The organism is Klebsiella sp. 54 (assembly GCF_018223875.1).
Classification (GTDB): Bacteria; Pseudomonadota; Gammaproteobacteria; order Enterobacterales; family Enterobacteriaceae; genus Klebsiella; species Klebsiella quasipneumoniae.
This window is the reverse complement of the sequence record NZ_JAGRRA010000002.1, coordinates 1,178,475-1,202,807: the sequence shown is the minus strand read 5'-3', so window position 1 is coordinate 1,202,807 and position 24,333 is coordinate 1,178,475. Positions and strand designations below refer to the sequence as shown.

Annotated in this window: 24 protein-coding genes; 13 read left to right on the top strand and 11 right to left on the bottom strand. The window is 59.4% G+C overall.

Annotation, left to right across the window (positions count from 1 at the left end):
* Positions 1-277 precede the first annotated feature (277 nt).
* The 5 genes from sapA to sapF are packed head-to-tail and all read left to right on the top strand — an operon-like array spanning position 278 to position 5,563.
* Entirely contained in the window at positions 278-1,921 is a 1,644-nt protein-coding gene (gene sapA, locus KHQ24_RS07465) for an ABC transporter substrate-binding protein SapA (RefSeq protein WP_023318043.1), read from the top strand.
* A complete protein-coding gene (gene sapB, locus KHQ24_RS07460; protein ID WP_017900865.1) occupies positions 1,918-2,883 on the top strand; it encodes a putrescine export ABC transporter permease SapB in 966 nt (321 codons plus the stop codon). Before sapA ends, sapB begins: the two co-directional genes overlap by 4 nt.
* Positions 2,870-3,760, top strand: a complete 891-nt coding sequence (gene sapC / locus KHQ24_RS07455; protein WP_004151901.1) for a putrescine export ABC transporter permease SapC — start codon at positions 2,870-2,872, stop codon at positions 3,758-3,760. The genes sapB and sapC overlap by 14 nt, the downstream gene beginning before the upstream one ends.
* A complete protein-coding gene (gene sapD, locus KHQ24_RS07450) occupies positions 3,760-4,752 on the top strand; it encodes a putrescine export ABC transporter ATP-binding protein SapD (protein WP_211777201.1) in 993 nt (330 codons plus the stop codon). The genes sapC and sapD overlap by 1 nt, the downstream gene beginning before the upstream one ends.
* Before the next feature lies 1 nt (position 4,753).
* Positions 4,754-5,563 carry a putrescine export ABC transporter ATP-binding protein SapF gene (gene sapF, locus KHQ24_RS07445; protein WP_004203898.1) on the top strand — a complete coding sequence of 270 codons (810 nt, stop codon included), beginning with the start codon at positions 4,754-4,756 and terminating at the stop codon, positions 5,561-5,563.
* A gap of 29 nt (positions 5,564-5,592) precedes the next feature.
* Here sapF and KHQ24_RS07440 read toward each other — a convergent pair whose 3' ends face one another.
* Genes KHQ24_RS07440 through KHQ24_RS07420 form a run of 5 tightly spaced genes read right to left on the bottom strand, consistent with a single transcriptional unit; the run spans position 5,593 to position 10,202 of the window.
* Positions 5,593-7,092, bottom strand: a complete 1,500-nt coding sequence (locus KHQ24_RS07440) for an HAL/PAL/TAL family ammonia-lyase (RefSeq protein WP_023318042.1) — start codon at positions 7,090-7,092, stop codon at positions 5,593-5,595.
* Complete coding sequence (locus KHQ24_RS07435) at positions 7,089-7,883, bottom strand: ABC transporter ATP-binding protein (protein WP_017900863.1); 795 nt, start codon at positions 7,881-7,883, stop codon at positions 7,089-7,091. Before KHQ24_RS07435 ends, KHQ24_RS07440 begins: the two co-directional genes overlap by 4 nt.
* 1 nt (position 7,884) lies before the next feature.
* On the bottom strand, positions 7,885-8,616 hold the full coding sequence (locus tag KHQ24_RS07430) for an ABC transporter permease (protein ID WP_004203893.1): 732 nt from the start codon (positions 8,614-8,616) through the stop codon (positions 7,885-7,887).
* Between the two features lie 9 nt (positions 8,617-8,625).
* The gene (locus tag KHQ24_RS07425) at positions 8,626-9,345 is read right to left on the bottom strand and encodes an ABC transporter permease (RefSeq protein WP_211777200.1); all 720 of its coding nucleotides are present in this window, start codon (positions 9,343-9,345) and stop codon (positions 8,626-8,628) included.
* 11 nt (positions 9,346-9,356) lie between these two features.
* Positions 9,357-10,202, bottom strand: coding sequence for a transporter substrate-binding domain-containing protein (locus KHQ24_RS07420; RefSeq protein WP_211777199.1), 846 nt, complete (start codon positions 10,200-10,202; stop codon positions 9,357-9,359).
* A gap of 209 nt (positions 10,203-10,411) precedes the next feature.
* Between KHQ24_RS07420 and KHQ24_RS07415 the strand changes: the two genes are divergently transcribed.
* The 7 genes from KHQ24_RS07415 to osmB all read left to right on the top strand — a co-directional run bounded on the left by KHQ24_RS07415 (position 10,412) and on the right by osmB (position 16,958).
* A complete protein-coding gene (locus KHQ24_RS07415; RefSeq protein WP_211777198.1) occupies positions 10,412-10,954 on the top strand; it encodes a HutD family protein in 543 nt (180 codons plus the stop codon).
* A gap of 198 nt (positions 10,955-11,152) precedes the next feature.
* On the top strand, positions 11,153-11,941 hold the full coding sequence (gene fabI, locus KHQ24_RS07410) for an enoyl-ACP reductase FabI (protein ID WP_211777197.1): 789 nt from the start codon (positions 11,153-11,155) through the stop codon (positions 11,939-11,941).
* Between the two features lie 188 nt (positions 11,942-12,129).
* A complete protein-coding gene (locus tag KHQ24_RS07405) occupies positions 12,130-13,287 on the top strand; it encodes a CMD domain-containing protein (protein WP_069603623.1) in 1,158 nt (385 codons plus the stop codon).
* A gap of 81 nt (positions 13,288-13,368) precedes the next feature.
* Positions 13,369-15,303, top strand: coding sequence for an exoribonuclease II (locus KHQ24_RS07400; protein WP_194418101.1), 1,935 nt, complete (start codon positions 13,369-13,371; stop codon positions 15,301-15,303).
* Between the two features lie 158 nt (positions 15,304-15,461).
* Positions 15,462-15,641: a hypothetical protein gene (locus KHQ24_RS07395; RefSeq protein WP_004203883.1), complete on the top strand. Its 180-nt coding sequence runs from the start codon at positions 15,462-15,464 to the stop codon at positions 15,639-15,641.
* Between the two features lie 73 nt (positions 15,642-15,714).
* Positions 15,715-16,464, top strand: a complete 750-nt coding sequence (locus KHQ24_RS07390; RefSeq protein ID WP_004203882.1) for a DNA-binding transcriptional regulator YciT — start codon at positions 15,715-15,717, stop codon at positions 16,462-16,464.
* Between the two features lie 275 nt (positions 16,465-16,739).
* A complete protein-coding gene (gene osmB / locus KHQ24_RS07385; protein WP_002901783.1) occupies positions 16,740-16,958 on the top strand; it encodes an osmotically-inducible lipoprotein OsmB in 219 nt (72 codons plus the stop codon).
* 129 nt (positions 16,959-17,087) lie between these two features.
* Here the strand turns inward: osmB and yciH are convergent, their stop codons facing one another.
* The 5 genes from yciH to pgpB form a co-directional block, all read right to left on the bottom strand.
* Positions 17,088-17,414, bottom strand: coding sequence for a stress response translation initiation inhibitor YciH (yciH, locus tag KHQ24_RS07380; RefSeq protein ID WP_004203881.1), 327 nt, complete (start codon positions 17,412-17,414; stop codon positions 17,088-17,090).
* Positions 17,414-18,151, bottom strand: coding sequence for an orotidine-5'-phosphate decarboxylase (gene pyrF / locus KHQ24_RS07375; protein ID WP_023318037.1), 738 nt, complete (start codon positions 18,149-18,151; stop codon positions 17,414-17,416). Before pyrF ends, yciH begins: the two co-directional genes overlap by 1 nt.
* A 192-nt stretch (positions 18,152-18,343) precedes the next feature.
* Positions 18,344-19,513: a lipopolysaccharide assembly protein LapB gene (gene lapB, locus KHQ24_RS07370; protein WP_004203879.1), complete on the bottom strand. Its 1,170-nt coding sequence runs from the start codon at positions 19,511-19,513 to the stop codon at positions 18,344-18,346.
* Positions 19,514-19,519: 6 nt separating this feature from the next.
* Positions 19,520-19,828 (bottom strand): LapA family protein, encoded by a 309-nt coding sequence (locus KHQ24_RS07365; protein ID WP_002901780.1) that lies wholly within the window; start codon positions 19,826-19,828, stop codon positions 19,520-19,522.
* 135 nt (positions 19,829-19,963) lie between these two features.
* The gene (gene pgpB, locus KHQ24_RS07360) at positions 19,964-20,731 is read right to left on the bottom strand and encodes a phosphatidylglycerophosphatase B (RefSeq protein ID WP_004203878.1); all 768 of its coding nucleotides are present in this window, start codon (positions 20,729-20,731) and stop codon (positions 19,964-19,966) included.
* 163 nt (positions 20,732-20,894) lie between these two features.
* Here pgpB and ribA point away from each other — a divergent pair, with 163 nt between their 5' ends.
* Positions 20,895-21,497: a GTP cyclohydrolase II gene (gene ribA / locus KHQ24_RS07355; RefSeq protein ID WP_004203877.1), complete on the top strand. Its 603-nt coding sequence runs from the start codon at positions 20,895-20,897 to the stop codon at positions 21,495-21,497.
* Between the two features lie 47 nt (positions 21,498-21,544).
* On the opposite strand, the gene acnA is transcribed toward ribA, so the two are convergent.
* On the bottom strand, positions 21,545-24,217 hold the full coding sequence (gene acnA, locus KHQ24_RS07350) for an aconitate hydratase AcnA (protein ID WP_048323907.1): 2,673 nt from the start codon (positions 24,215-24,217) through the stop codon (positions 21,545-21,547).
* Positions 24,218-24,333: the final 116 nt, after the last annotated feature.

Genomic DNA, 24,333 nt, shown 5'->3' with positions numbered 1-24,333 from the left:
CCATCTGCTTTCTCCCCGCTATACTGAATTTATCCTCGGCGTTAGCGTCGCTTCCACCGTCCGGTCAACCGCGGCCAAACAGAGCTGACTGGCGATATCGGCGATAAAAAGTTACCATGTTTCATTATACAGACTCGGTTCCGCGACTATTTTAATCAATTGACTGAATACTATACGCCCCCGGTAACCGCATTATCCCTCAGGCTTGTTGAAGGCGGTGGTGAATGTCTATGAATCTTAATAAGATAGAGTTCAACTCTATAATCAAACAGAAAATATGCGCCTGAAATTGTCATCTCTCCTGGCAGCGGTTTCCCTGCTGTGTGGGCAGGCTTTTGCCGCCCCTGCGCTCCCCGACCGCGCCGATATTCGCGACAGCGGTTTCGTCTATTGCGTCAGCGGCCAGGTGAATACCTTTAATCCGCAGAAAGTGAGCAGCGGACTGATCGTCGATACGCTGGCTGCGCAGATCTACGATCGCCTGCTTGACGTCGACCCTTATACCTATCGGCTGGTCCCCGAGCTGGCGGAGAGCTGGGAAGTCCTTGATAACGGCGCCACCTACCGTTTTCACCTGCGTCGCCACGTCCCGTTTCAACGCACGGCATGGTTCTCCCCGACGCGGGATTTCAACGCCGATGACGTGATCTTTACCTTTGGCCGCATCTTTAACCGCGATCACCCTTGGCACAACGTCAACGGCAGCAGCTTCCCCTACTTCGACAGCCTGCAGTTTGCCGACAGCGTGGAAAGCGTCCGCAAGCTCGATAATCAGACCGTGGAATTTCGCCTCAAGCGGCCGGATGCCTCATTCCTCTGGCATCTTGCCACCCACTATGCGTCGATTACCTCCGCCGAATATGCCGCCCGCTTAACGCAGGACGATCGTCAGGAACAGCTCGATCGCCAGCCGGTGGGCACCGGCCCGTTCCAGTTGTCCGAGTACCGCTCCGGACAGTATGTTCGCCTTCAGCGCCACCCCGGGTACTGGCGCGGCAAACCGTTGATGCCGCAGGTGGTGGTCGACCTCGGCTCCGGCGGTACCGGCCGCCTGTCAAAACTGCTGACCGGCGAATGCGACGTGCTGGCCTGGCCGGCCGCCAGCCAGTTGACGATCCTGCGTGACGACCCGCGCCTGCGCCTGACGCTGCGTCCGGGGATGAACATTGCCTGGCTGGCCTTCAACACCGCCAAGCCGCCGCTGGACAACCCGGAGGTACGCCACGCGCTGGCGCTGGCCATCAACAACCAGCGCCTGATGCAATCCATCTACTACGGCACCGCGGAGACGGCGGCGTCGATGCTGCCGCGCGCCTCCTGGGCCTACGATAACGACGCTAAGATTACCGAATATAATCCCCAGGAGGCTCGTGCTCGTCTGAAGGCGCTGGGGCTGGAAAATCTTACCCTCAAGCTGTGGGTTCCCACCAGCTCGCAGGCGTGGAACCCCAGCCCGTTGAAAACAGCCGAGCTGATCCAGGCGGATATGGCGCAGATTGGCGTCAAAGTAATCATCATGCCGGTGGAGGGGCGCTTCCAGGAGGCGCGGCTGATGGACATGAACCATGACCTGACGCTCTCCGGCTGGGCGACGGACAGTAACGATCCGGACAGCTTCTTCCGGCCGCTGCTGAGCTGCGCGGCGATTGCCTCGCAAACCAACTTTGCCCACTGGTGTAATCGGGAATTTGATGACGTGCTGCAAAAAGCGCTGCTCTCGCAACAGCTCTCCTCGCGGATGGACGCTTACAAAGAGGCCCAGCGCATCCTCGCCCGTGAACTGCCGGTCCTGCCGCTGGCCTCGTCGCTGCGGTTGCAGGCCTATCGCTATGATATGAAAGGCCTGGTGCTTAGCCCCTTCGGTAACGCTTCCTTTGCTGGCGTATCGCGGGAGAAAAACGAAGAGGTGAAAAAACCATGATTATTTTTACCCTGCGCCGTCTGCTGCTGCTGTTGGTCACCCTCTTTTTTCTGACCTTTGTCGGCTTCAGCCTGAGCTACTTCACCCCACATGCCCCGCTGCAGGGCGCGACCCTGTGGAATGCGTGGCTGTTCTGGTTTGAAGGGGTACTACACTGGGATTTTGGCGTCTCCAGCATCAACGGCCAGCTGATTTCCGAGCAGTTGCGCGAAGTGTTCCCGGCGACCATGGAGCTGTGCATCCTCGCCTTCGGCTTTGCCCTGCTGATTGGCATTCCGGTGGGGATGATTGCCGGTGTGATGCGCAACAAATGGCCCGATACCCTGATCAGCGCCGTTGCGCTGGTCGGTTTTTCGATCCCGGTCTTCTGGCTCGCGCTGCTCCTGACCCTCTTCTTCTCCCTGACCCTCGGCTGGCTTCCGGTCTCCGGCCGCTTCGACCTGCTGTATGAGGTGAAAAACGTCACCGGTTTCGCGCTGATCGACGCCTGGCTTTCGGACTCACCGTGGCGCCATGAGATGATCGTCAGCGCCGCCCGGCATATGGTGCTGCCGGTGCTGACCCTGGCGGTAGCCCCTACTACCGAAGTGATCCGCCTGATGCGCATTAGCACCAGCGAGGTCTATGACACCAACTACGTCAAGGCGGCCGCCACCCGCGGCGTGTCGCGACGCAAAATTCTACTGCGCCACGTGCTGCACAACGCCCTGCCGCCGGTGATCCCGCGCCTCGGCCTGCAGTTTTCCACCATGCTCACCCTGGCGATGATCACCGAGATGGTGTTCAGCTGGCCCGGACTGGGCCGCTGGCTGATCAACGCCATTCGTCAGCAGGACTACGCGGCGATCTCCGCCGGAGTAATGGTGATTGGCGCGCTGGTGATTATTGTCAACGTGATTTCCGATATTCTCGGTGCCATGGCTAACCCACTGAAACATAAGGAATGGTATGCCCTACGATAGCGTTTATCTGGAAAAGCGTCCGCCCGGCGCGCTGCGCACCGTATGGCGTAAATTCTATGGCGACACCACGGCGATGATCGGCCTGTACGGCTGCGCGGGGCTGCTGCTGCTCTGCGTCTTCGGCGGCTGGTTCGCCCCCTACGGCATCGACCAGCAGTTCCTCGGCTACCAGCTGCTGCCGCCATCGTGGTCGCGCTATGGCGAAGTCTCTTTCTTCCTCGGGACCGATGACCTGGGGCGCGATGTGCTCAGCAGGCTGCTGAGCGGCGCGGCGCCGACCGTCGGCGGCGCTTTTGTCGTCACCCTTGGCGCCACGCTGTTTGGCCTGGTGCTGGGCGTCATTGCCGGATCGACCCACGGCCTGCGCTCGGCGGTGATGAACCATATCCTCGATACCCTGCTCTCCATCCCCTCGCTGCTGCTGGCCATCATCGTCGTCGCCTTTGCCGGGCCGCACCTCAGCCATGCGATGTTTGCCGTCTGGCTGGCGCTGCTGCCGCGGATGGTGCGTTCCGTCTACAGCATGGTCCACGATGAGCTGGAGAAAGAGTACATCATCGCCGCCCGCCTCGACGGGGCGTCGACGCTGAATATTCTGTTGTTCGCCATTCTGCCCAATATCGCCTCCGGCCTGGTGACCGAGATCACCCGCGCCCTGTCGATGGCTATTCTGGATATCGCCGCGCTGGGCTTTCTTGACCTCGGCGCTCAGCTGCCTTCGCCGGAATGGGGAGCGATGCTGGGCGATGCGCTGGAGCTTATCTATGTTGCGCCGTGGACCGTGATGCTGCCCGGGGCCGCGATTATGCTCAGCGTACTGCTGGTCAACCTGCTGGGCGACGGTATTCGCCGGGCGATCATTGCCGGGGTAGAATAATGCCGTTACTCGATATTCGTCACTTAACCATCGAATTTAAAACCAACGAAGGCTGGGTGAAAGCCGTCGATCGCGTCAGCCTGACCCTGACCGAAGGCGAAATCCGTGGTCTGGTCGGGGAATCCGGCTCCGGAAAGAGCCTGATCGCCAAAGCTATCTGCGGCGTGACAAAGGACAACTGGCGGGTCACGGCCGACCGCATGCGCTTCGACGACATCGACCTGCTGCGGCTGTCGAACCGCGAACGCCGAAAACTGATCGGCCACAACGTGTCGATGATATTCCAGGAGCCGCAGTCGTGCCTCGATCCCTCTGAGCGCATCGGCCAGCAGCTGATCCAGATTATTCCCGGCTGGACTTACAAAGGGCGCTGGTGGCAGCGACTTGGCTGGCGCAAGCGGCGGGCCATCGAGCTGTTGCACCGCGTCGGGATTAAAGATCACAAAGACGCCATGCGCAGCTTCCCCTATCAGCTGACCGAAGGCGAGTGCCAGAAGGTGATGATTGCCATCGCCCTGGCCAACCAGCCACGCCTGCTGATCGCCGATGAGCCGACCAACGCCATGGAGCCAACGACTCAGGCGCAGATTATCCGCCTGCTGACGCGGCTCAACCAGAACAACAACACCACCATTTTGCTGATCAGCCACGACCTGCAGATGCTCAGCAAATGGGCGGATAAAATCAACGTCATGTACTGCGGGCAGACGGTGGAGAGCGGGCCCAGCGAAGAGCTGATCACCCTGCCGCATCACCCCTACACCCAGGCGTTAATCCGCGCTATCCCGGATTTTGGCAGCGCCATGCCGCATAAAAGCCGCCTCAACACCCTGCCGGGGGCGATCCCGCTGCTGGAGCAGCTGCCCATCGGCTGCCGGCTGGGGCCCCGCTGCCCGTACGCCCAGCGCGAGTGTATTGAAACGCCGCGTCTTACCGGGGTGCGCAATCACCTGTACGCCTGTCATTTCCCGCTGAACATGGAGAAAGAGTGAAATGGTCGAAACATTGCTGGAAGTGCGCCAACTCAGTAAGACCTTTCGCTACCGCACCGGCTGGTTTCACCGCCAGACGGTGGAGGCGGTTAAGCCGCTGAGTTTTACCCTGCGCGAACGGCAGACGCTGGCGATTATCGGCGAGAATGGCTCCGGAAAATCCACCCTCGCGAAGATGCTGGCGGGCATGGTGGAGCCCACCAGCGGCGAGGTGCTGATCGACGACCATCCGTTGACCTTCGGGGATTACTCCTACCGCAGCCAGAAAATTCGCATGATCTTTCAGGATCCGTCGACGTCGCTAAACCCGCGCCAGCGCATCTCGCAGATCCTCGATTTTCCGCTGCGGCTGAATACCGATCTCGACGCCGAAGCGCGACAGAAGCAGATCATCGACACCCTGCGCATGGTCGGCCTGCTGCCGGACCACGTCAGCTACTATCCCCATATGCTGGCCCCGGGTCAGAAGCAGCGTCTTGGCCTCGCCCGGGCGCTGATCCTGCGCCCGAAGGTCATCGTCTGCGATGAGGCGCTGGCCTCGCTGGATATGTCGATGCGCTCCCAGCTCATCAACCTGATGCTGGAGCTGCAGGAGAAACAGGGCATCTCCTACATCTATGTCACCCAGCACCTGGGCATGATGAAGCACATCAGCGATCAGGTGCTGGTGATGCATAACGGGGAAGTGGTTGAGCGCGGCAGCACCGCCGATGTGCTGGCCTCACCGCTGCACGACCTGACCCGACGTCTGATTGCCGGCCATTTCGGTGAGGCTCTCACCGCCGACGCCTGGCGCAAAGACGGCAAATAGCGTCGTCTCATTCACCTCGCCCGCTGACCTCACGCCGGCGCGTGGCCAGCGGTTCGCTTAAGGATGGCCACCGCGCTGGCAATGTCCGGCGCCAGCCAACGATCGTCCTCCCAGCCAGGCACGCTTTCGCGCAGCAGGTCTCGCGCCCGGCGCGTGCCCGCGGCCAGCTTCTGCGGCTCGTGAAAATCGAGCCCCTGGGCAGCGAGTAAATATTCGATGCCGAGGATCTGATAGAGGTTGCCCAGCAGGCGCTGCAGTTTCAGCGCAGCGCTGGTGCCCAGACTTAAATGATCCTCCTGCAAAGCCGAGGTAACAAAATTATCCAGCACCGCTGGCTGCGCCAGCTGCTTGTTTTCCGCGCACAACGACGCGGCGACGTACTGGGCAATCATCATCCCTGAATTCACGCCCGGTCGGGCGACCAGGAACGCCGGCAGCCCGCTCACCAGAGGATTCACCAGCCGGTCAAGGCGTCGTTCAGCGATAGCGCCCAGCTCTGCCATGGCAATGGCCAGCAAATCGCAGGCCATTGCCACTGATTCGCCGTGCGGATGCGCCTGGGAGACCACCCGCCACTGCTCAACGGTCCCCAGGATCAGCGGATTATCGGTACAGGCGTTGAGTTCGATATTTATCTGCGTCTGCGCGTGGCTAAACTGATCGCGGCAAGCGCCATGCACCTGAGGCATCGAGCGAAGGCTTAGCGCATCCTGGGTGCGAAGTCCTTGACTTTCGGCCAGCAGAGGGCTGTCCGCCAGCAGCTCACGCAGCCGCTGGCCGCTGGTCTGGATACCGGGGCTGGCTTTCAGCGCCAGGATCTCGGCATCGAATGCCACAAGCTGGCCGCGCAGCGCTTCAAAGCTCATCGCGCCGGTTACATCGGCCCAGTCCATTAAGCGCTCGGCGTCGTCTAACGCCAGACAGGCCAGACCGGTCATGCACGGCGTACCGTTGACCAGACTCAGCCCCTCTTTCGCTCCCGGCGCGATGGGCTGCAGATTCAGCTGCGACAGGACCTCTGCCGCAGGCCACGTTCGCCCCTGCCACAGCACATCGCCAACCCCCATCAGGGCCAGGCCAATATGCGCCATATGCGTTAAATAGCCAACTGACCCCTGGGAGGGCACCTGAGGGGTGACGCCATGCTGCAAAAACGCCAACAGTTGCTGCACTATCCCGGCGGAGATCCCGGATTTACCGTGGCTGAAATTGGCCACCGCGGCGCACATAATTGCCCGGGTTGGGGCGACCTCCAGCAACGGTCCCACCCCGCATGCATGGCTGAGCAACGTATTGCGCGACAGCTGGTGCAGCTGCGCTTCCGGCAGCGTAATATTGCACAGCGCCCCCAGCCCGGTATTGATCCCATAGGCTACCTGGCCGGCTTTAACGATATGCTGGACGATCGCCCGTCCTTGCGCGATACGCGCCCAGGCGCTGTCGCTGAGGCTCAAGGTCGCCTCGCCCCGGGCGACGCAAGCCACCTCCTGCCAGCGTATCGGCGCATCGCCCCACTGGATCATTTTCATACGACCTGTCCTGGCTGTTGATGGCTGGAGATAAATTGCTTAAAGCGCGCGGATCCCTGGCTGCCAAACAGCGCCTCAGGCGCGCCGTCGCAGTCAATCGTCCCCTGGTGCATAAAGACCACCCGGTTGGAGACATGGCGGGCGAATCCCAGCTCGTGGGTGACCACCAGCATCGTCCGTCCCTCCTCCGCCAGGCTGCGCATCACCTTTAGCACCTCGCCGACCAGTTCAGGATCCAGCGCTGAGGTGGGTTCATCAAAGAGCATGACGTCCGGCTCCATCGCCAGCGCGCGGGCTATCGCCACGCGCTGCTGCTGGCCGCCGGAGAGCTGCGCCGGATAAAAATCCTTTCGGTTCAACATCCCCACCCGCTCCAGCAGCTGCTCGGCCTGTTCAATGCAGGTCCGTTTATCGCGTTTGAGCACATAATGCGGCCCCTCAATGACATTCTGCAGAACCGTCATATGCGACCACAGGTTAAAACTTTGGAAGACCATCCCCAGCCGCGAGCGCAGGCGTTCTATCTGCCGGGGATTCGCCGCCAGCCGATGCCCGCGAGCGTGGTGTTTCATTTCAATCGTCTCCCCGCCGACGCTGACCACTCCGGCATCGGGCGTTTCCAGCAGGTTAATGCAGCGCAGCAGCGTACTTTTACCGGAGCCGCTGGCGCCAAGGATCGAAATAACATCGCCCTGCTGCGCCTGGATGGTGATCCCCTTCAGAACATCCAGGGAGCCAAAGGACTTATGAATATCGCTGACCGATAAGGTCACCGGACGTGAATCGAGCATCTTACTCTCCTTTGGTTATCGGCTTGAGCGACACGGTCGCCGGATTTGGCCGGGTATGCGGGGTTAAACGCCGTTCAAGCAGGGCGTACAACTGGACAATGATGAAATTGAGCAGCAGGTAGATGGCCGCCGCGCAGAGAAATACCTCCATCGTCCGGTAGGTACGCTGAATAATCTGTTGGGCCACCCCCGTGACGTCCCAGACGGTCACCAGGCTTGCCAGCGCCGTCGACTTGACCAACAAAATGGCCTCCGTGGAGTAGGCTGGCAGCGCATAGCGCAGCATCACCGGGGCAATGATCCGCCGCAGCAGCAGCCAGCGCGACATACCGCAAGCCTGGCCGGCTTCAATCTGACCCGGCGGTATCGCCAGCAACCCGCCGCGCAGAATTTCCGCGGTATAGGCCGCCGTACAGAGCGCCAGCGCCAGAACGGCGCAGATGAAGGGTTCGCGCAGCAGCGGCCACAGGAAACTGTGGCGGATCACCCCAAACTGACCCAGCCCGTAATAAATGAGAAACAACTGGATCAGCAATGGCGAGCCGCGAAAGATCAGGATATAGCCTTTGGCGAAGCCGCTTGCCAGCGGCCAGCGGCTCATTCGCAGCGCCAGAACGCCAAGGGCCAGCACGCCGCCAAGCATAAAAGAGCAGATAAAGAGCCCCAGCGTCACCGGCAGCGCCGCGCCGAGCTTCAACAACGTCTCACCGAGGAAGGCAAAATCGATAATCATACGGGCTCCTTACGCCTGCGCGGCGCTGCGACGCAGCCAGGCGCGGTTCAGATGGCTCTCCGCCCGGGTAAACGCGCGGTTAGAGAGCAGCGTCAGGATCAAATAGCAACCGCCGCCGATGAGATAGAACAGGAAATAATCGCGGGTAGAGCCAGCGGCAATCTGGCTGAAGCGCATCAGTTCAACCATCCCGGTCACTGATACCAGCGCCGAATCTTTGAGGCTCATCTGCCAGACGTTGGACAACCCCGGCAGCGAATAACGGACAATCTGCGGCAGCAGGATGCGCTGCAGGATCCGCCAGCGCGGCATGCCAATGGCGGTAGCTGCCTCCACTTCACCGGGCATCAACGCCAGGCGAGCAGCACGGTAGACTTCCGCCTGATACGAGGAGGAGATCAAACCAATCGCCAGGGCGCCAATCAGAAATGGCGGCACCTCAATAAAGCCGTCTGCGCCAAACAGGCGACCCAGCCATGAAATCATCCCTGAGCCGCCAAAATAGAACAGATAGATCACCAGTAATTCAGGGATACCGCGGAATACCACCGACCAGGCGGCGCCGAACCAGCGCGCTGGCGCGTGCCGGGACAATTTTGCGGCGGCGATGACGCCGCCCACGCCCGCACCGACGGCCAGCGCTGCAAGCGACAGCAGCAACGTGGTCAGCGTTGCGCTGAGGATCAGCGTCCCCCACCCGTTTTCACCCAAACTCAGAAGATTTAACATGGTTGCCTCGCTCAGGGAGTCACGTCGCTTTTAAACCATTTCTCACTCAGTTTTTTTACCGTCCCATCGGCCAGCGCCGCCTGAATGGCGCTATCCAGTTTCGCTTTGAGATCGGTATCGGTATGGCGCACACCCATCGCCTCACCGCCTCCCCAGATTGGGCCGCTCATCAGCGGACCGCTCAATGCCAGATTGCTATTCTCCGGACGCGACAGGGTGGTGTTGGCAAAGGTAATATCATCAAACACCGCATCGATGCGCTCAGCCTGCAGGTCGAGGATCGCATCCGCTGAGTTGTTATATTCCCGGACGTCAGCGATATCCTTGAAATACTTATCAATAAACGGGGTGTAGACGGTACCGGAAGCGATGCCGATGGTTTTCCCTTTCAACGCCGCGCGCAGAGGCGCAATCTCCGCCTGAATCTCTTTCTCATCATCATGAAGTTTGACCGCCGGGGACGGCGGTAGCAGCGACCCTTTTACCGCAATGAAAGAGGCCGGCGTGGCAGCGTATGCCTGGGTAAACGCCACTACCTTCGAACGCTCTGGGGTGACGACGATAGCATCCATGATCACGTCATATTTACCGGCGTTAAGTCCGGCAATCATGCCATCCCAGTTCTGCACCACCAGTTTGCATTCGATCTGCATTCGCTGGCATAAATTCGCCATTAGCTCGGGCTCGAAGCCGCTGAGTTTCCCTCCGGGAAGCGTCAGATTCCAGGGCTCATAGCCGCCTTCCGTAGCGATGGTGATCGATTTCCACTCTTTAGCGTATGTTGAGCCACCAGACAGCAGTAGCCCCGAAAACAGGGTGACCAGGCAGGCCTGGCGGAAAGTAATACGCTGTTGCATTTTCATTCTCCCGATCGCGTTTTGTCATGATGGCTCTGGTCACGGCGATAAGATAATTCGCAGATGACTGCTCATGTATATACAAGCATTGACAAACACGCACACGCGCTCAATGATGGATTTGTGAGCCCTGTTGTAAATAATTTGTAAGCACATTGAGACAAGCGTGTAACAAATACTATCCACTCCAGATTTCCGCCGAGCAAACTATGATCACGTATTTTGATTACGCTACTTTACCCGTCACGCCGTGGAAGAACGGTGCCGGCGCCACGCGCGAAATTATCGCCGTTCCTTCCGTAGATGCCCCTTTTCTCTGGCGCGCGAGCATTGCCACCCTGCAGGCCGATGGCCCTTTCTCCCCCTTCCCCGGGGTCGACCGGACGATCGTCTTGCTGGCGGGGCGACCGCTACGGCTGCGCGGGGAGGAGATCGACCATCCGCTGGCGCTCTGGCAGCCGTGGGCATTCCCCGGCGAGTGCGTGCTGTCCAGCGTCGGGATCGTTGAGCCTGGACTGGACTTCAATGTCATGACCCATCGGGGTCGAGCCTCAGCGAAGGTTGAAGTGGTGAGCGACCGGCAGCGAGCGGCCACCGAAGGCGTCGCTTATGTGCTGCAGGGGGAGTGGGATCTGGCCGGGCGGCGCTGCGCCGCCGGCAGCGGTCTCTGCTGGCGCGGCAACGCCCCGGGCGAGCTGCGGCCTCTCGGTGCCGATGGGCGCCTCCTGCTGGCGACGATTGCGCTCAAATAATCAGCTGAGAAAAGGGTATACTTGAGCCATCACGATCGGCTTTTGCCCCGCGCGGCGCGGGCCGGCTGAAAAATATCGTGACACAAGGGGTCGTCAGTGGGATATAATTCCTGGCTAAATTTGAGTTATTTTGAAATAACAATGTTAACGTTATGATTGTTAAAGTAAAAATAAGCAATAACGATAAGGATTAAAGCTATGGGTTTTCTTTCCGGTAAGCGCATTTTGATCACTGGCGTCGCCAGCAAACTGTCCATCGCCTACGGTATTGCGCAGGCAATGCACCGCGAAGGCGCGGAACTGGCATTCACCTATCAGAATGAAAAACTGAAAGGTCGCGTTGAAGAGTTTGCTGCCACGCTGGGTTCTGACATTGTGCTGCCGTGCGACGTTGCTGAAGACGAGAGCATCACCGCGCTGTTCGCCGAGCTGGAAAAAGTCTGGCCAAAATTCGATGGTTTCGTCCACTCTATCGGTTATGCCCCGGCTGACCAGTTAGACGGCGACTACGTCAACGCGGTCACCCGCGAAGGTTTCAAAATCGCGCACGACATCAGCGCCTACAGCTTCGTGGCGATGGCCAAAGCCTGCCGCACAATGCTGAACCCGGGCTCTGCTCTGCTGACGCTCTCCTACCTGGGCGCCGAGCGCGCGATCCCGAACTACAACGTCATGGGTCTGGCGAAAGCCTCTCTGGAAGCTAACGTGCGCTATATGGCGAACGCGATGGGTCCGGAAGGCGTTCGCGTCAACGCTATCTCCGCCGGTCCGATCCGTACCCTGGCCGCGTCCGGTATCAAAGATTTCCGTAAAATGCTGGCGCACTGCGAAGCGGTCACCCCGATCCGTCGCACCGTCACCATTGAAGACGTGGGTAACAGCGCAGCCTTCCTGTGCTCCAACCTGTCTGCGGGTATCTCCGGTGAAGTCGTTCACGTTGATGGCGGGTTCAGCATCGCCGCCATGAACGAGCTGGAACTGAAATAAGTTCCTTACCCTCCTCGCCCCGGTGAGGAGGGCTCTCCCTTCCGAGGCTTTGTGCACCCCCTGTTATTCCAATCGGCTATTTGTTAGCACGTATCAATATTTTCTCCTGCTTCCGGGTTACGCCAGGATAGTTCTGCATAAACGATCCGCGGAACGGCGGTTCGCCACATACCGAACAAGGAAAGCCCATGGAGCCACGCCGCGTGAATGGCAAAAACCACTGGTATCACGAAACCCAGTCAACAATCTGCCCGGTGGATGTCCTGCCGCTCGTCCCTGAAGCCGCCCATGTTGAAGACCGCTTTTTGCTGGACCTGACGCTGCCGGACGCCTGGCTACACGCCCACGCAGGCTGGCTACGCCCCGCGCGCCAGCTGGCCGAGCGGCTGTTTCCCGACCAGGTGGCGGTGAGCCGCCTGCAAACCTTTACCGCCTACGATCGCCTGAGCACTGCGCTCACCGTCGCCCAGGTCTACGGCGTCCAGCGGCTGTGTAACCACTATGCCGCCCGCCTGGCGCCCCTGCCGGGGCCCGACTCTTCGCGCGAGAGCAACCGTCGTCTGGCGCAGATCACCCAATACGCTCGTCAGCTCGCCGGTTCACCCTCCGTCATTAACGCCCTTTCCCGCAGCCAGCTGGACGAAGTGGGCCTGACCAGTCGGGATATTATCCTGATCAACCAGATTATCGGTTTCGTCGGCTTCCAGGCGCGGGCGATTGCCGTGCTGCAGGCGGCCCAGGGCTTCCCGGTGCGCTGGATCCCCGGTATGCCGCAGCAAGAGGAGGCGCCCGCCGACCTGTTCGTCAACCCACCAGGAGAGTGGGTAACCGACATTGAGGATCCCGATCTGCAGTATGCCGATGACGAGCGCCAGCGGCGTATCGCCAGCTGGCAGTCACTGCCCGGCCTGGGCCCGCTGGCTCCGTTGCTGGCCTGCGACCCGCAGCTGATGGCGCCTCTGGAGACGCTGTTACGCCAGCTCAGCGGCAACGGTACCTTTGGCCCGCAGGTCGCCTTACTCACCGCGCGCACCAATGGCAGCGCCACCTGTTTTGACGCCTGGCTCTCCCACTGGCACGGTGAAGAAGCGTTCGGCAGCCATTTGCGCGAGGGCGATCAGTCTCTCCATCGCTGGCTTGGGCAGCATCCGCGGTCGCGCGCGCTCGTTACCGCGGTACAGTTGTTAACCCGCTCCCCGGACCGGTTTAGCGCCGCCCAGTTAACACCCCTCGGCGAATATGGACTCTCAGCGGAACAGGCGATCGATCTGTTAACCTGGAGCGGACTATGCGGCTGGATGAATCGTCTGAAAATCGCCCTCGGCTATGTGCGTCAGCAGACGTAAATTGCTGAAACAGCGCTTGCTGCGACAGGCATAATCGCGTAAAAATGTCAGCCGCTCTTTTAGCCACGAAAATACCTAATTATGTTTCAGGATAACCCGCTGCTAGCGCAGCTTAAACAGCAACTGCATTCCCAGACGCCGCGCGCGGAAGGGGTCGTTAAGGGCACGGAAAAGGGCTTTGGCTTCCTCGAAGTGGACGCTCAGAAGAGCTACTTCATTCCGCCGCCGCAGATGAAAAAAGTGATGCATGGCGACCGTATCGTTGCGGTGATCCATTCTGAAAAAGAACGCGAAAGCGCCGAACCGGAATCGCTGGTTGAGCCCTTCCTGACCCGTTTCGTCGGTAAAGTCCAGAAGAAAGACGATCGCCTCGCTATCGTTCCTGACCATCCGCTGCTGAAAGACGCCATTCCCTGCCGCGCCGCCCGTGGCGTTGAGCATGATTTCAAACAGGGTGACTGGGCCGTCGCAGAAATGCGCCGTCATCCATTAAAAGGCGACCGCGGATTTTACGCGGAGCTGACCCAGTTCATCACCTTCAGCGACGATCACTTCGTCCCGTGGTGGGTGACGCTGGCGCGCCATAATCTTGAGAAAGAGGCACCGGACGGCGTCGCCACCGAGATGCTTGACGAAGGGCTGACTCGCCGCGATTTGACCGCCCTCGACTTCGTCACCATTGACAGCGCCAGTACCGAAGATATGGACGATGCGCTGTATGTCGAATCTGGCGCCGACGGCAAACTGTTGCTGACGGTGGCGATCGCTGACCCGACCGCGTGGATTGCCGAAGGCAGCAAGCTGGATAACGCCGCAAAAGTACGCGCCTTTACCAACTATCTGCCGGGCTTCAACATCCCGATGCTGCCGCGCGAACTGTCAGACGACCTGTGTTCCCTGCGTGCCAATGAAGTGCGCCCGGTGCTGGCCTGCCGGATGACTCTGGCGGCCGATGGCACCATCGAAGACAATTTCGAGTTCTTTGCCGCTACCATCGAATCAAAAGCCAAACTGGCCTATGACGATGTCTCTGACTGGCTGGAAGGCCGCGGCAGCTGGCAGCCGGGCAGCGAGGCGATCGCGCAGCAAATTACGCTGCTGAAGGACGTGTGTCAGCGCCGCAGCGAATGGCGTCAGACCCACGCGCTGGTGTTTAAAGACCGCCCGGATTACCGTTTCGTCCTCGGCGAAAAAGGCGAAGTGCTGGACATCGTCGCGGAGCCGCGTCGTATTGCCAACCGTATTGTCGAAGAGTCGATGATCGCCGCCAACATCTGTGCCGCCCGCGTGCTGCGCGACAAGCTTGGCTTCGGCGTTTATAACGTCCACACCGGCTTCGACCCGGCGAATACCGAACAGCTGGCGGCCCTGCTGAAGACCCACGACGTACACGTTGATCCGACGGAAGTGCTCACCCTGGAAGGTTTCTGCAAGCTGCGCCGCGAACTGGACGCTCAGCCGACCGGTTTCCTCGACAGCCGCATACGTCGTTTCCAGTCGTTTGCTGAAATCAGCACCGAGCCGGGCCCCCACTTTGGTCTTGGTCTTGAGGCCTACGCCACATGGACCTCGCCGATCCGTAAGTATGGCGACATGATCAACCACCGTCTGCTGAAGGCCATCATCAAAGGCGAAACCATTGCGCGCCCACAGGATGAAGCCACCGTGCAGATGGCGGAGCGCCGTCGTCTCAACCGCATGGCCGAACGCGATGTCGCCGACTGGCTGTATGCCCGTTTCCTCAACGATAAAGCCGGTACCGACACCCGCTTTGCGGCGGAGATCATCGACATCAGCCGCGGCGGAATGCGCGTACGTCTGGTGGACAATGGCGCGGTCGCCTTTATTCCGGCCCCGTTCCTCCACGCCGTGCGCGACGAACTGGTCTGCAGCCAGGAAAACGGCACCGTGCAGATCAAGGGAGAAGTGGTCTACAAAGTGACCGATGTTATCGATGTCACTATCGCTGAAGTCCGCATGGAAACGCGTAGCATCATTGCTCGTCCGGCAGCCTGACGTCTCTTCACAGCGGTTCCTTCGGGAACCGCTCGTTCTTTCCTCCCTGTCCCGTCATTTCCGTCGCAACGATTAAGGTTGTGCGTTTTTTTCGCTTCTCTTTTTCACCCATTTTTAGCATCATTGATTTCATTCGTTTTTGTTACCAGGATAATGCCATGTCAGATGTGAATGCCCACCTGCTCGCCCAACGTATCGATACCGTGCTGGATATTCTGGTTGCCGGTGATTACCACTCTGCGATCCATAATCTGGAGATCCTCAAAGCGGAACTGCTGGCGCTGGCGGCAGACGACGCCGAGCAAAACAAACCACCCAAAGCGCCCTGGGAAATCTGATTATCGCCCACATGCCGCAACCGGCGATGCTGACCGGTTGTTCGCCGTATAGCCCCCTAACAGTGATGTTGCTATGAACGCCCGACAACAAAGTATTTTGCAAGTGGTCATCGATAAAGGCCGCATGAGCGTCGCCGATCTGGCGAAGATGACCGGTGTCTCAGAGGTCACCATCCGTCAGGATCTAAACCTGCTGGAGAAGCAGAGCTATCTGCGCCGCACCCATGGCTACGCCGTCCCATTGGACAGTGAAGATGTCGAAACCCGCATGATGACCCATTTCGCCATTAAGCGTGAACTGGCCAGCCGCGCCGCGGCGCTGGTGAATGCCGGCGAAACGGTATTTATCGAAAACGGCAGCAGCAACGCCCTGCTGGCGCGCACCCTGGCTGAACGCGGCGATATCACCATCATCACCGTCAGCAGCTATATCGCCCATCTGCTGAAAGAGACGCCGGGAGAGGTGATCCTGCTGGGCGGGATTTACCAGAAACGCAGTGAAAGTATGGTTGGCCCACTGACCCGCCAGTTCATTCAACAGGTGCATTTCAGTAAGGCCTTCATCGGGATCGATGGCTGGCAGGCGGAAACCGGCTTTACCGGCCGCGATATGATGCGTGCGGACGTGGTTAACGCCGTTCTGGAGAAGCACTGCGAAGCGATTATCCTCAGCGACAGCTCAAAATTCAGCGCGGTGCACCCCTATCCGCTTGGCCCAGCCGGCCGCTTTAATCGCGTTATCACCGACGATCGTCTGCCGAACGACTGCCGTGAGCAGTTGTTGCGCAGCGGCCTGACCGTCGATATTGTGCCGTACATCTGATATTCCACCCGCCCCGTGCCCTGCCACCACGCCGAACGGGGCGAAATTACGCTCTGAGAGTATTCCGAGCCGGTAATTAAGATTTTTTACCTGACGATAAATTTAAAAAAAAGTAGAATTATTATTAGCGATATAACAGGAAGTGACTATCACCTGCGTGATTTTCGTGATACCTGCGCACCCTAACTTCATGGAATTGCCCTAAAGCTGCTTTATCAGGCTATGCTTAAAGGAGCGCCGTAATCCATGAATAGATTATTCAGGAGAAAAAAATGATGACTTCAACGAGCAAAAAAATGGCTGCTGTTGTTCTGGCTGTCACTGTAGCAATGTCTCTGAGCGCTTGCTCTAACATGTCTAAACGCGATCGTAACACTGCAATCGGTGCAGGCGCCGGCGCCATCGGCGGTGCGGTGTTAACTGACGGTAGCGCACTCGGTACCCTGGGTGGCGCAGCAGTCGGTGGTATTATTGGTCACCAGGTCGGCAAATAATATAATTACCTGACGAAATAAAAGAATAATTCATACGAATTGACTTACGCACGTTAAATCATTCAAGGCCGCGGCATTCACCGCGGCCTTGTTATTTCACCTGGCCATTAATTAGGGTTGAAAAAACGATTAGCCGCCAGCTAACTTCACTTTCATCCCTTTCGCCTCTAGCAGCGCCTTAAGTAAATCCCGTTTGTCGCCCTGGATCTCAATCACACCCTCTTTCACCGCGCCGCCGCAGCCGCATTTCTTCTTCAGCTCTGCCGCCAGGGCAGTGAGTGCCGCATCGTCGGCATCAATCCCGCTAATCAGACAGACGCCCTTGCCCTTGCGGCCGCTAGTCTGGCGCTGGATCCGCACTATGCCGTCGCCTTTCGGGCGCACTGGCGCCGGTTTCGCCTCGTCGATACGCCCGGTTTCGGTGGAGTAGACCAGGCGGCTGTTGGAATCGCTCATTATGCCCCCTTGCGCAGAGAATCGTTGATCGCCCGCAGCGTCGCGGCAGGATCGGTCGACTGGGTAACCGGGCGGCCAATGACCATATAGTCCACCCCTGCCGCCTGAGCCTGCTCAGGCGTCATAATCCGCCGCTGATCGCCAGCGTCGCTGCCCTGCGGACGGATACCCGGGGTGACCAGCTTAAACGCCTGTCCCAGCTCATGCTTAAAGCGTACCGCCTCCTGAGCTGAACACACCACCCCGTCGAGGCCGCAGCGTTGGGTCAGCGCCGCCAGCTTCGCCGCGTAATCAGCCGGAGATAAGGTAATGCCCAGATCCTGCAGATCGCTGGACTCCATGCTGGTAAGGACGGTGACGGCGATGAGCAGCGGCGCGTCTTGACCAAAAGGCAGCAGCGCTTCGCGTGCCGCGGTCATCATCCGCGCGCCGCCGGAGGCATGGACATTCACCATCCATACGCCAAGCTCGGCCGCCGCCGCCACCGCGCGGGCGGTGGTGTTGGGAATATCGTGAAACTTAAGGTCCAGGAACACCTCAAACCCACGCTGATGCAGATCGCGGACAAACTGCGGTCCCAGCAGGGTGAACATCTCTTTGCCCACCTTCAGGCGGCAGTCGCGCGGGTCGATGCGGTCGACAAATGCCAGCGCTTTATCGCGATTATCATAGTCAAGCGCAACCACAACGGGAGAGGAAGTGACAGCGCGGGAAGATGGGATAGCTGTTGACGTCATGACCAGACCTTAGTGTTGATGGGCGCCAGAGGGCGCAAAAAAGGTAAACGGGCAGCATTCTACCTGTGAAGCTAACAAAATAACAGGCTGCTGTTTTGCCCTGCGCGGACGACGGCGATGCCGGGGCTGCAGGCGGCGACGGGAAAGAAATGATAAGTATGTTGTAACTAAAGCGTCTGTTTTTTTTTGACCTTACTGGCCGTCGAGGCCGCGAATAGGTTTGATGGTCGCCCAGGAGCGGCAGGACGGACAATGCCAGTAGAGTGTATGAGCGGTAAAGCCGCATTTCTGGCAACGGTAGCGCGGTTTGCTGCGCACCTGTTCGCCGACCATGTTTCGCAGCACCCCAAGACTTTCTTTCGCCCGTCCTTCTTCCGCTTCATTGAGATGGTAGTCCATCAGCTTATGGAAGACGCGCATAGTGGGATGGCGTTCCAGCTGCCGGGTCACGTAGTTTTGCGCCGCTTCGACCCCTTCCCGCTGCTCAAGGATCTGCGCCAGCATCAGTTCGGCGGTCGCCCCGGCGTTCTCCTCCACGCAGCGGCGCAGGAAAACTTCCCATTCATCGGCTTTGCCGAGCTGCTGATAGCAGGTCTGCAGCATCTCCAGCGTCTCACCCACCAGCTCTTTATCCTGATCGATAACCCGCTCGAGGCTTTCCACCGCTTTGGCGTAGTCGCCCTTCTCCATCCACACCCGACCCATCATGATCGACACCCGGGCGCTGTTGCGATCCGCGGCGGCGCCTTTCTTCAACAGCGCCATCGCCTTATCCAGATCGTTGGCCGCCATCTGCTGCAGGGCCAGTTCGCACCAGAAGTTGGCGATTTCGCCACGATGCTTCTCTTTGCCCAGCTTCACCAGCCGCTCAGCCACCTCAATCGCCGACTGCCAGTCGCTGGTCGCCTGGTAGATCTGCAGCAGTTGCTGCAGCGCGCCGAGGCGAAAATCAGTCTCATCCACCAGCTGTTTGAACATGTCTTCCGCACGGTCATACAGCCCGGCGGCCATATAGTCGCGCCCCAACTGCTGGACGGCCAACAGGCGCTGATCGTAGGTTAACGATGCGCTTTCCATCAGACTCTGGTGGATACGGATCGCGCGGTCGACCTCACCGCGCGAGCGGAACAGGTTGCCGAGCGTCAGGTGGGCCTCAACGGTACCGGTATCCTCTTTCAGCATATCAAGGAACAGATCGACGGCTTTATCCTGCTGGTTGCTAAGCAGGAAGTTCACCCCCGCCACGTAATCCCGTGACAGGCGGCTCGCGTCGTCCTGTTTGGACTGTTGTGCACTTCTGCGCCCCATGTACCAGCCGTAGGCGGCGGCAACGGGTAAAAGCAGAAACAACAACTCCAGCATAAGAGGTTATTCCTTCACCGCAGGCACGCCTGCGTCGACAGCCGCCGGGCTGACAGGGGCAATCTGGTGCTCAAGGCGCTTAATTTTCCGCTCCGCGCGCGCCAGCGAGACGCGCACCCGCAGCCAGAACAGGCCGCAGATCAGCCAGCCGATGGCAAAGCCTGCGGCAAACAGCACCGCCAGTAGCGTCGAAATGCGGAATTCACCCTGAGCGAGCAAATAGTTGAAAGTGACCTGTTGGTCATTCTGCGCCCCCAGCGTCACTGAAATGACGAAGATTGCTAATACCAGTAAGAAAATGAGTAAATATTTCACATGACTTCCCGTTCTGTGGGTTGCGCGAAAAAAGCCCGCTTTCAGCCCTATAAAGTATCATTTTCGCCGCAGCGGTGGAACGAAAAAGCACGGCAACTCTACAGGATATGCGGTCGGATGCCGCTAAAATCAACATTATTCCGCTTCAGGCATCCTTTTTTTAATATCCTGCGCCTCTTCCCCCGGCGGCGAGAGCGGCCCGCAAAGACGCTGCGTCAGCCAGCAGGCCACCGTGACCAGCACCCAGGAAATCAGCGTGGCGACAATAAGATCCAGCGGCCAGTGCATGCCGAGCGCCAGGCGACTGCCCATCACCGCCGTCGCCCACGCCAGCAGTACCGCGATCGTGCCCCAGCGCCGACGCGGCCACAACAGCCCGGCAGCGAGCAGCGCCCAGCTGGCGGCGAACATCGTATGGCCTGACGGGAAGGCAAACCCGGTCTCTTTCTGCCAGTGTTTGCGTAAAAACGGCGGGATGTCCTGCGCCTGCGCCAGCTGCTCATGCACCAGTTTAGCGCGTTCTTTGCGCTTTAACGCGTAGAATTGCGTCACCGGCACCTGCCTTGTGTTTTCCAGCCAGATGACAAACGGTCTCGGCTCCTGGACCCGCGCCTTGACCCAGGATTTGGCCCCCTGTCCCACCAGGATGGCGGCGGCAAGAATGAGGAACAGGATCAGCGCCGCGCGCAGGCGAAAGCGCAGGCACCAGAGAAACCAGGCGCACAGCACAACATGGGTGATGATTCCCCACGGCTGGGTCACCGTTTCCGTCACCCACCAGAGGCTTTTCAGCCATGCCACCGGTAGTCCTGGCTGCCACAGCCAACCAGACAGCCAGACCGTGAGGGGCATGACCAGCAGCAGCGCCGCCGCAAGAGCGGTTCGTCGGGCAATCAACAGCATTTTCTCTCCTTCTCCTTTTAGATGAACATCATAGCGGAAAGTAGATCGTTTGTGCGCTTTCCGCGCGGCTAACCGTTCGCGATTAGGAGAACGTCCCGGCGTTGTGGCAAAATAGCGGTAAACAGAAAGCACATTCAGGTGCTGACAGAATCTGGAGAATCACATGCAGCTTAAACGTGTGGCAGAAGCCAAACTGCCAACCCCCTGGGGCGATTTCCTGATGGTGGGTTTTGAAGAACTGGCAACCGGACAGGATCATGTCGCGCTGGTGTACGGCGATATCTCAGGGCAGGCGCCGGTGCTCGCCCGCGTTCATTCAGAGTGTCTGACGGGCGATGCCCTGTTTAGCCTGCGCTGTGATTGCGGCTTTCAGCTGGAGGCGGCCCTGTCGCATATCGCCGAAGAAGGCCGGGGGATCCTGCTCTATCATCGTCAGGAAGGTCGCAACATTGGTTTATTGAATAAGATCCGCGCCTACGCGCTGCAGGATCAGGGGTATGACACTGTCGAAGCGAACCATCAGCTTGGCTTCGCCGCCGATGAGCGCGACTTCACCCTGTGCGCCGATATGTTCAAACTGCTCAACGTAGAGCAGGTGCGACTGTTAACCAATAACCCGAAAAAAGTGGAAATCCTCAGCGAAGCCGGGATTAACATTGTGGAGCGCGTGCCGCTGATCGTCGGACGCAACCCGAAAAACGCCCACTATCTCGACACCAAAGCCGCCAAGATGGGCCACCTGCTCAACAGCAAGCCGGCGGAATAATACCGGCGACAGAGTAAAGAGAGGGCCAGCGATGCTGGCCCTTCGTTTTACAGCATATTGCGGATGACGTAGTGCAAGATGCCGTCGTTGCGGTAGTAGGTGAGCTCGGTCGCCGTGTCGATACGGCACCGGCAGGCGATCACCTCCTGCGAGCCGTCAGCGCGGGTGAGGGTCACCGGCACCGTGGCGCCAGGCTGTAGCGACTGCAGATTACTGACATCAATCCGCTCTTCACCGGTCAACTGTAGCGTTTTACGGGTGACGCCCTGCGGGAACTCCAGCGGCAGAATACCCATCCCGATCAGATTGGAGCGGTGAATACGTTCGAAGGACTCGGCGATCACCACCCGGATCCCCAGCAGGCGCGGCCCCTTCGCCGCCCAGTCGCGGCTGGAACCCGAGCCATACTCCTTACCGGCAATCACCGCCAGCGGTATCCCCTCGGCTTTATACAGCATCGCCGCATCGTATATCGCCACCGGTTCGCGGTCCGGCAGATGGCGGGTCATCCCCCCTTCCACCCCCGGCACCATTTCGTTGCGGATGCGGATATTGGCGAAGGTGCCGCGCATCATCACCTCATGGTTACCGCGACGGGAGCCGTAGGAGTTAAAGTCGCGCCGGGCAACCCCATGCTCCTGCAGATAGCGGCCTGCCGGACTATCGGCTTTGATGCTTCCTGCCGGCGAAATGTGGTCAGTGGTCACTGAATCGCCCAGCATGGCGAGGATCCGCGCGCCGTGAATATCTTCCACCGGCAGCGGCTCGACGCCCATCTCGTCAAAGAACGGCGACAGGCGAATATAGGTCGAATCTTCCTGCCAGTCGTAGGTATCTGACGCCTCCACCTTGATCGCCCTCCACTCCTCAGTGCCGGAAAATACTTCCGCGTACTCTTTGCGGAACATCTCCGTGGAGACCTGTTCCACCGCGCGGGCAATCTCCTCCCCGCTCGGCCAGATATCTTTCAGATAGACCGGCTCGCCGTCGCTGCCCTGCCCCAGCGGCTCACGGGTGAGATCGATGTTCATGTTTCCCGCCAGCGCGTAAGCGACCACCAGCGGCGGCGAGGCCAGCCAGTTGGTTTTCACCAGCGGGTGGATACGCCCTTCGAAGTTACGGTTACCGGAGAGCACCGCCCCGACGGTGAGGTCGCCTTTTTTGATTGCTTCTTCAATCGGTTCCGGCAGCGGACCGGAGTTACCGATACAGGTGGTACAGCCATACCCCACCAGATTGAAGCCGAGCTGGTCGAGGTAAGGCGTCAGGCCGGCATGGGCCAGATAATCCGACACCACTTTCGAGCCTGGGGCCAGGGAAGCTTTCACCCACGGCTGCGGCTGCAGGCCGCGTTCGACGGCTTTTTTCGCCAGCAGGCCAGCGGCCATCAGCACGCTGGGGTTGGAGGTGTTGGTACAGGAGGTGATCGCCGCAATGGCCACCGCGCCATCCGGCAGCGAATAGTGATGCCCGTTCAGCGTATACGCCACCGGCTGGCGCTGACGCTGAAGGTGGTTAACCTCCAGCTCACCGCTGGCCGCAAAGGCTTTCGGCACATCGCCGAGCGCCACGCGATCCTGCGGCCGCTTCGGCCCGGCGAGGCTCGCTTCAACGCTGCCCATATCCAGCGCCAGGGTACTGGTAAAGACCGGCTCATCGCCCGGGTAGCGCCACATGCCCTGCGCTTTGGCATAGGCTTCCACCAGCGCTACCTGTTCTTCGCTACGTCCGCTGAGACGCATATAGCTGAGCGTCACGTCATCGATCGGGAAGAAACCGCAGGTGGCGCCATACTCTGGCGCCATATTGGCGATGGTGGCGCGATCGGCCAGGGGCAAGGTATCCAGACCGTCACCGTAGAACTCGACAAATTTTCCGACCACGCCGTGCTGGCGCAGCATCTGGGTGACCGTCAGCACCAGGTCAGTAGCGGTAATACCTTCGCGCAATTTGCCGCTGAGCTTAAAGCCGACCACGTCCGGGATCAGCATCGACACCGGCTGGCCGAGCATGGCGGCTTCCGCTTCAATCCCGCCCACGCCCCAGCCCAGCACGCCGAGCCCGTTAATCATGGTGGTATGGGAGTCGGTGCCCACCAGGGTATCCGGCCACGCCATCCACTTTCCGTTCACCTCTTCGCTCCACACCGCCCGTCCGAGATATTCCAGGTTGACCTGGTGGCAAATCCCGGTGCCCGGCGGCACCACGCTGAATCGGCTGAAGGCCTGCTGCCCCCAACGCAAAAATGCGTAGCGTTCGTGGTTCCGCTCCATTTCCAGGCGGACGTTGTCTTCGAAGGCCTCGTCGTCGCCGAAGCGGTCGACGGTCACCGAGTGGTCGATCACCAGGTCGACCGGCGAAAGCGGGTTCACCTTCGCGGTATCGCCGCCCAGGCGTTTCACCGCCTCGCGCATGGCGGCCAGATCCACTACCGCCGGCACGCCGGTAAAGTCCTGCATCAGGACGCGAGCCGGACGGTAGGCGATCTCCCGGTCGGCATGGGCCTTTTTCAGCCAACCGGCAAGGGCACGAATATCTTCTTCAGTTACCGAGTCACCGTCCTGCCAGCGCAACAGGTTCTCCATCAGCACCTTCAGCGACTTGGGCAGTCGACTGATATCGCCCAGCTGCTTCTCCGCCAGCGGCAGACTGTAGTAATGCCAGGTTTTCTCATTGACCTGCAGCGTGTCCTTACTGGCTTCTCGTAGGGTTGACGACATAGCTCCTCCTTTATCTCAGGGATGGCATACCCCGATTCTCCTCAGGGTCTCCATTAAAGATAACACATGCTGGGCATAACACTTTGATAACAACCCAAATTGCTAAATGCGATAGG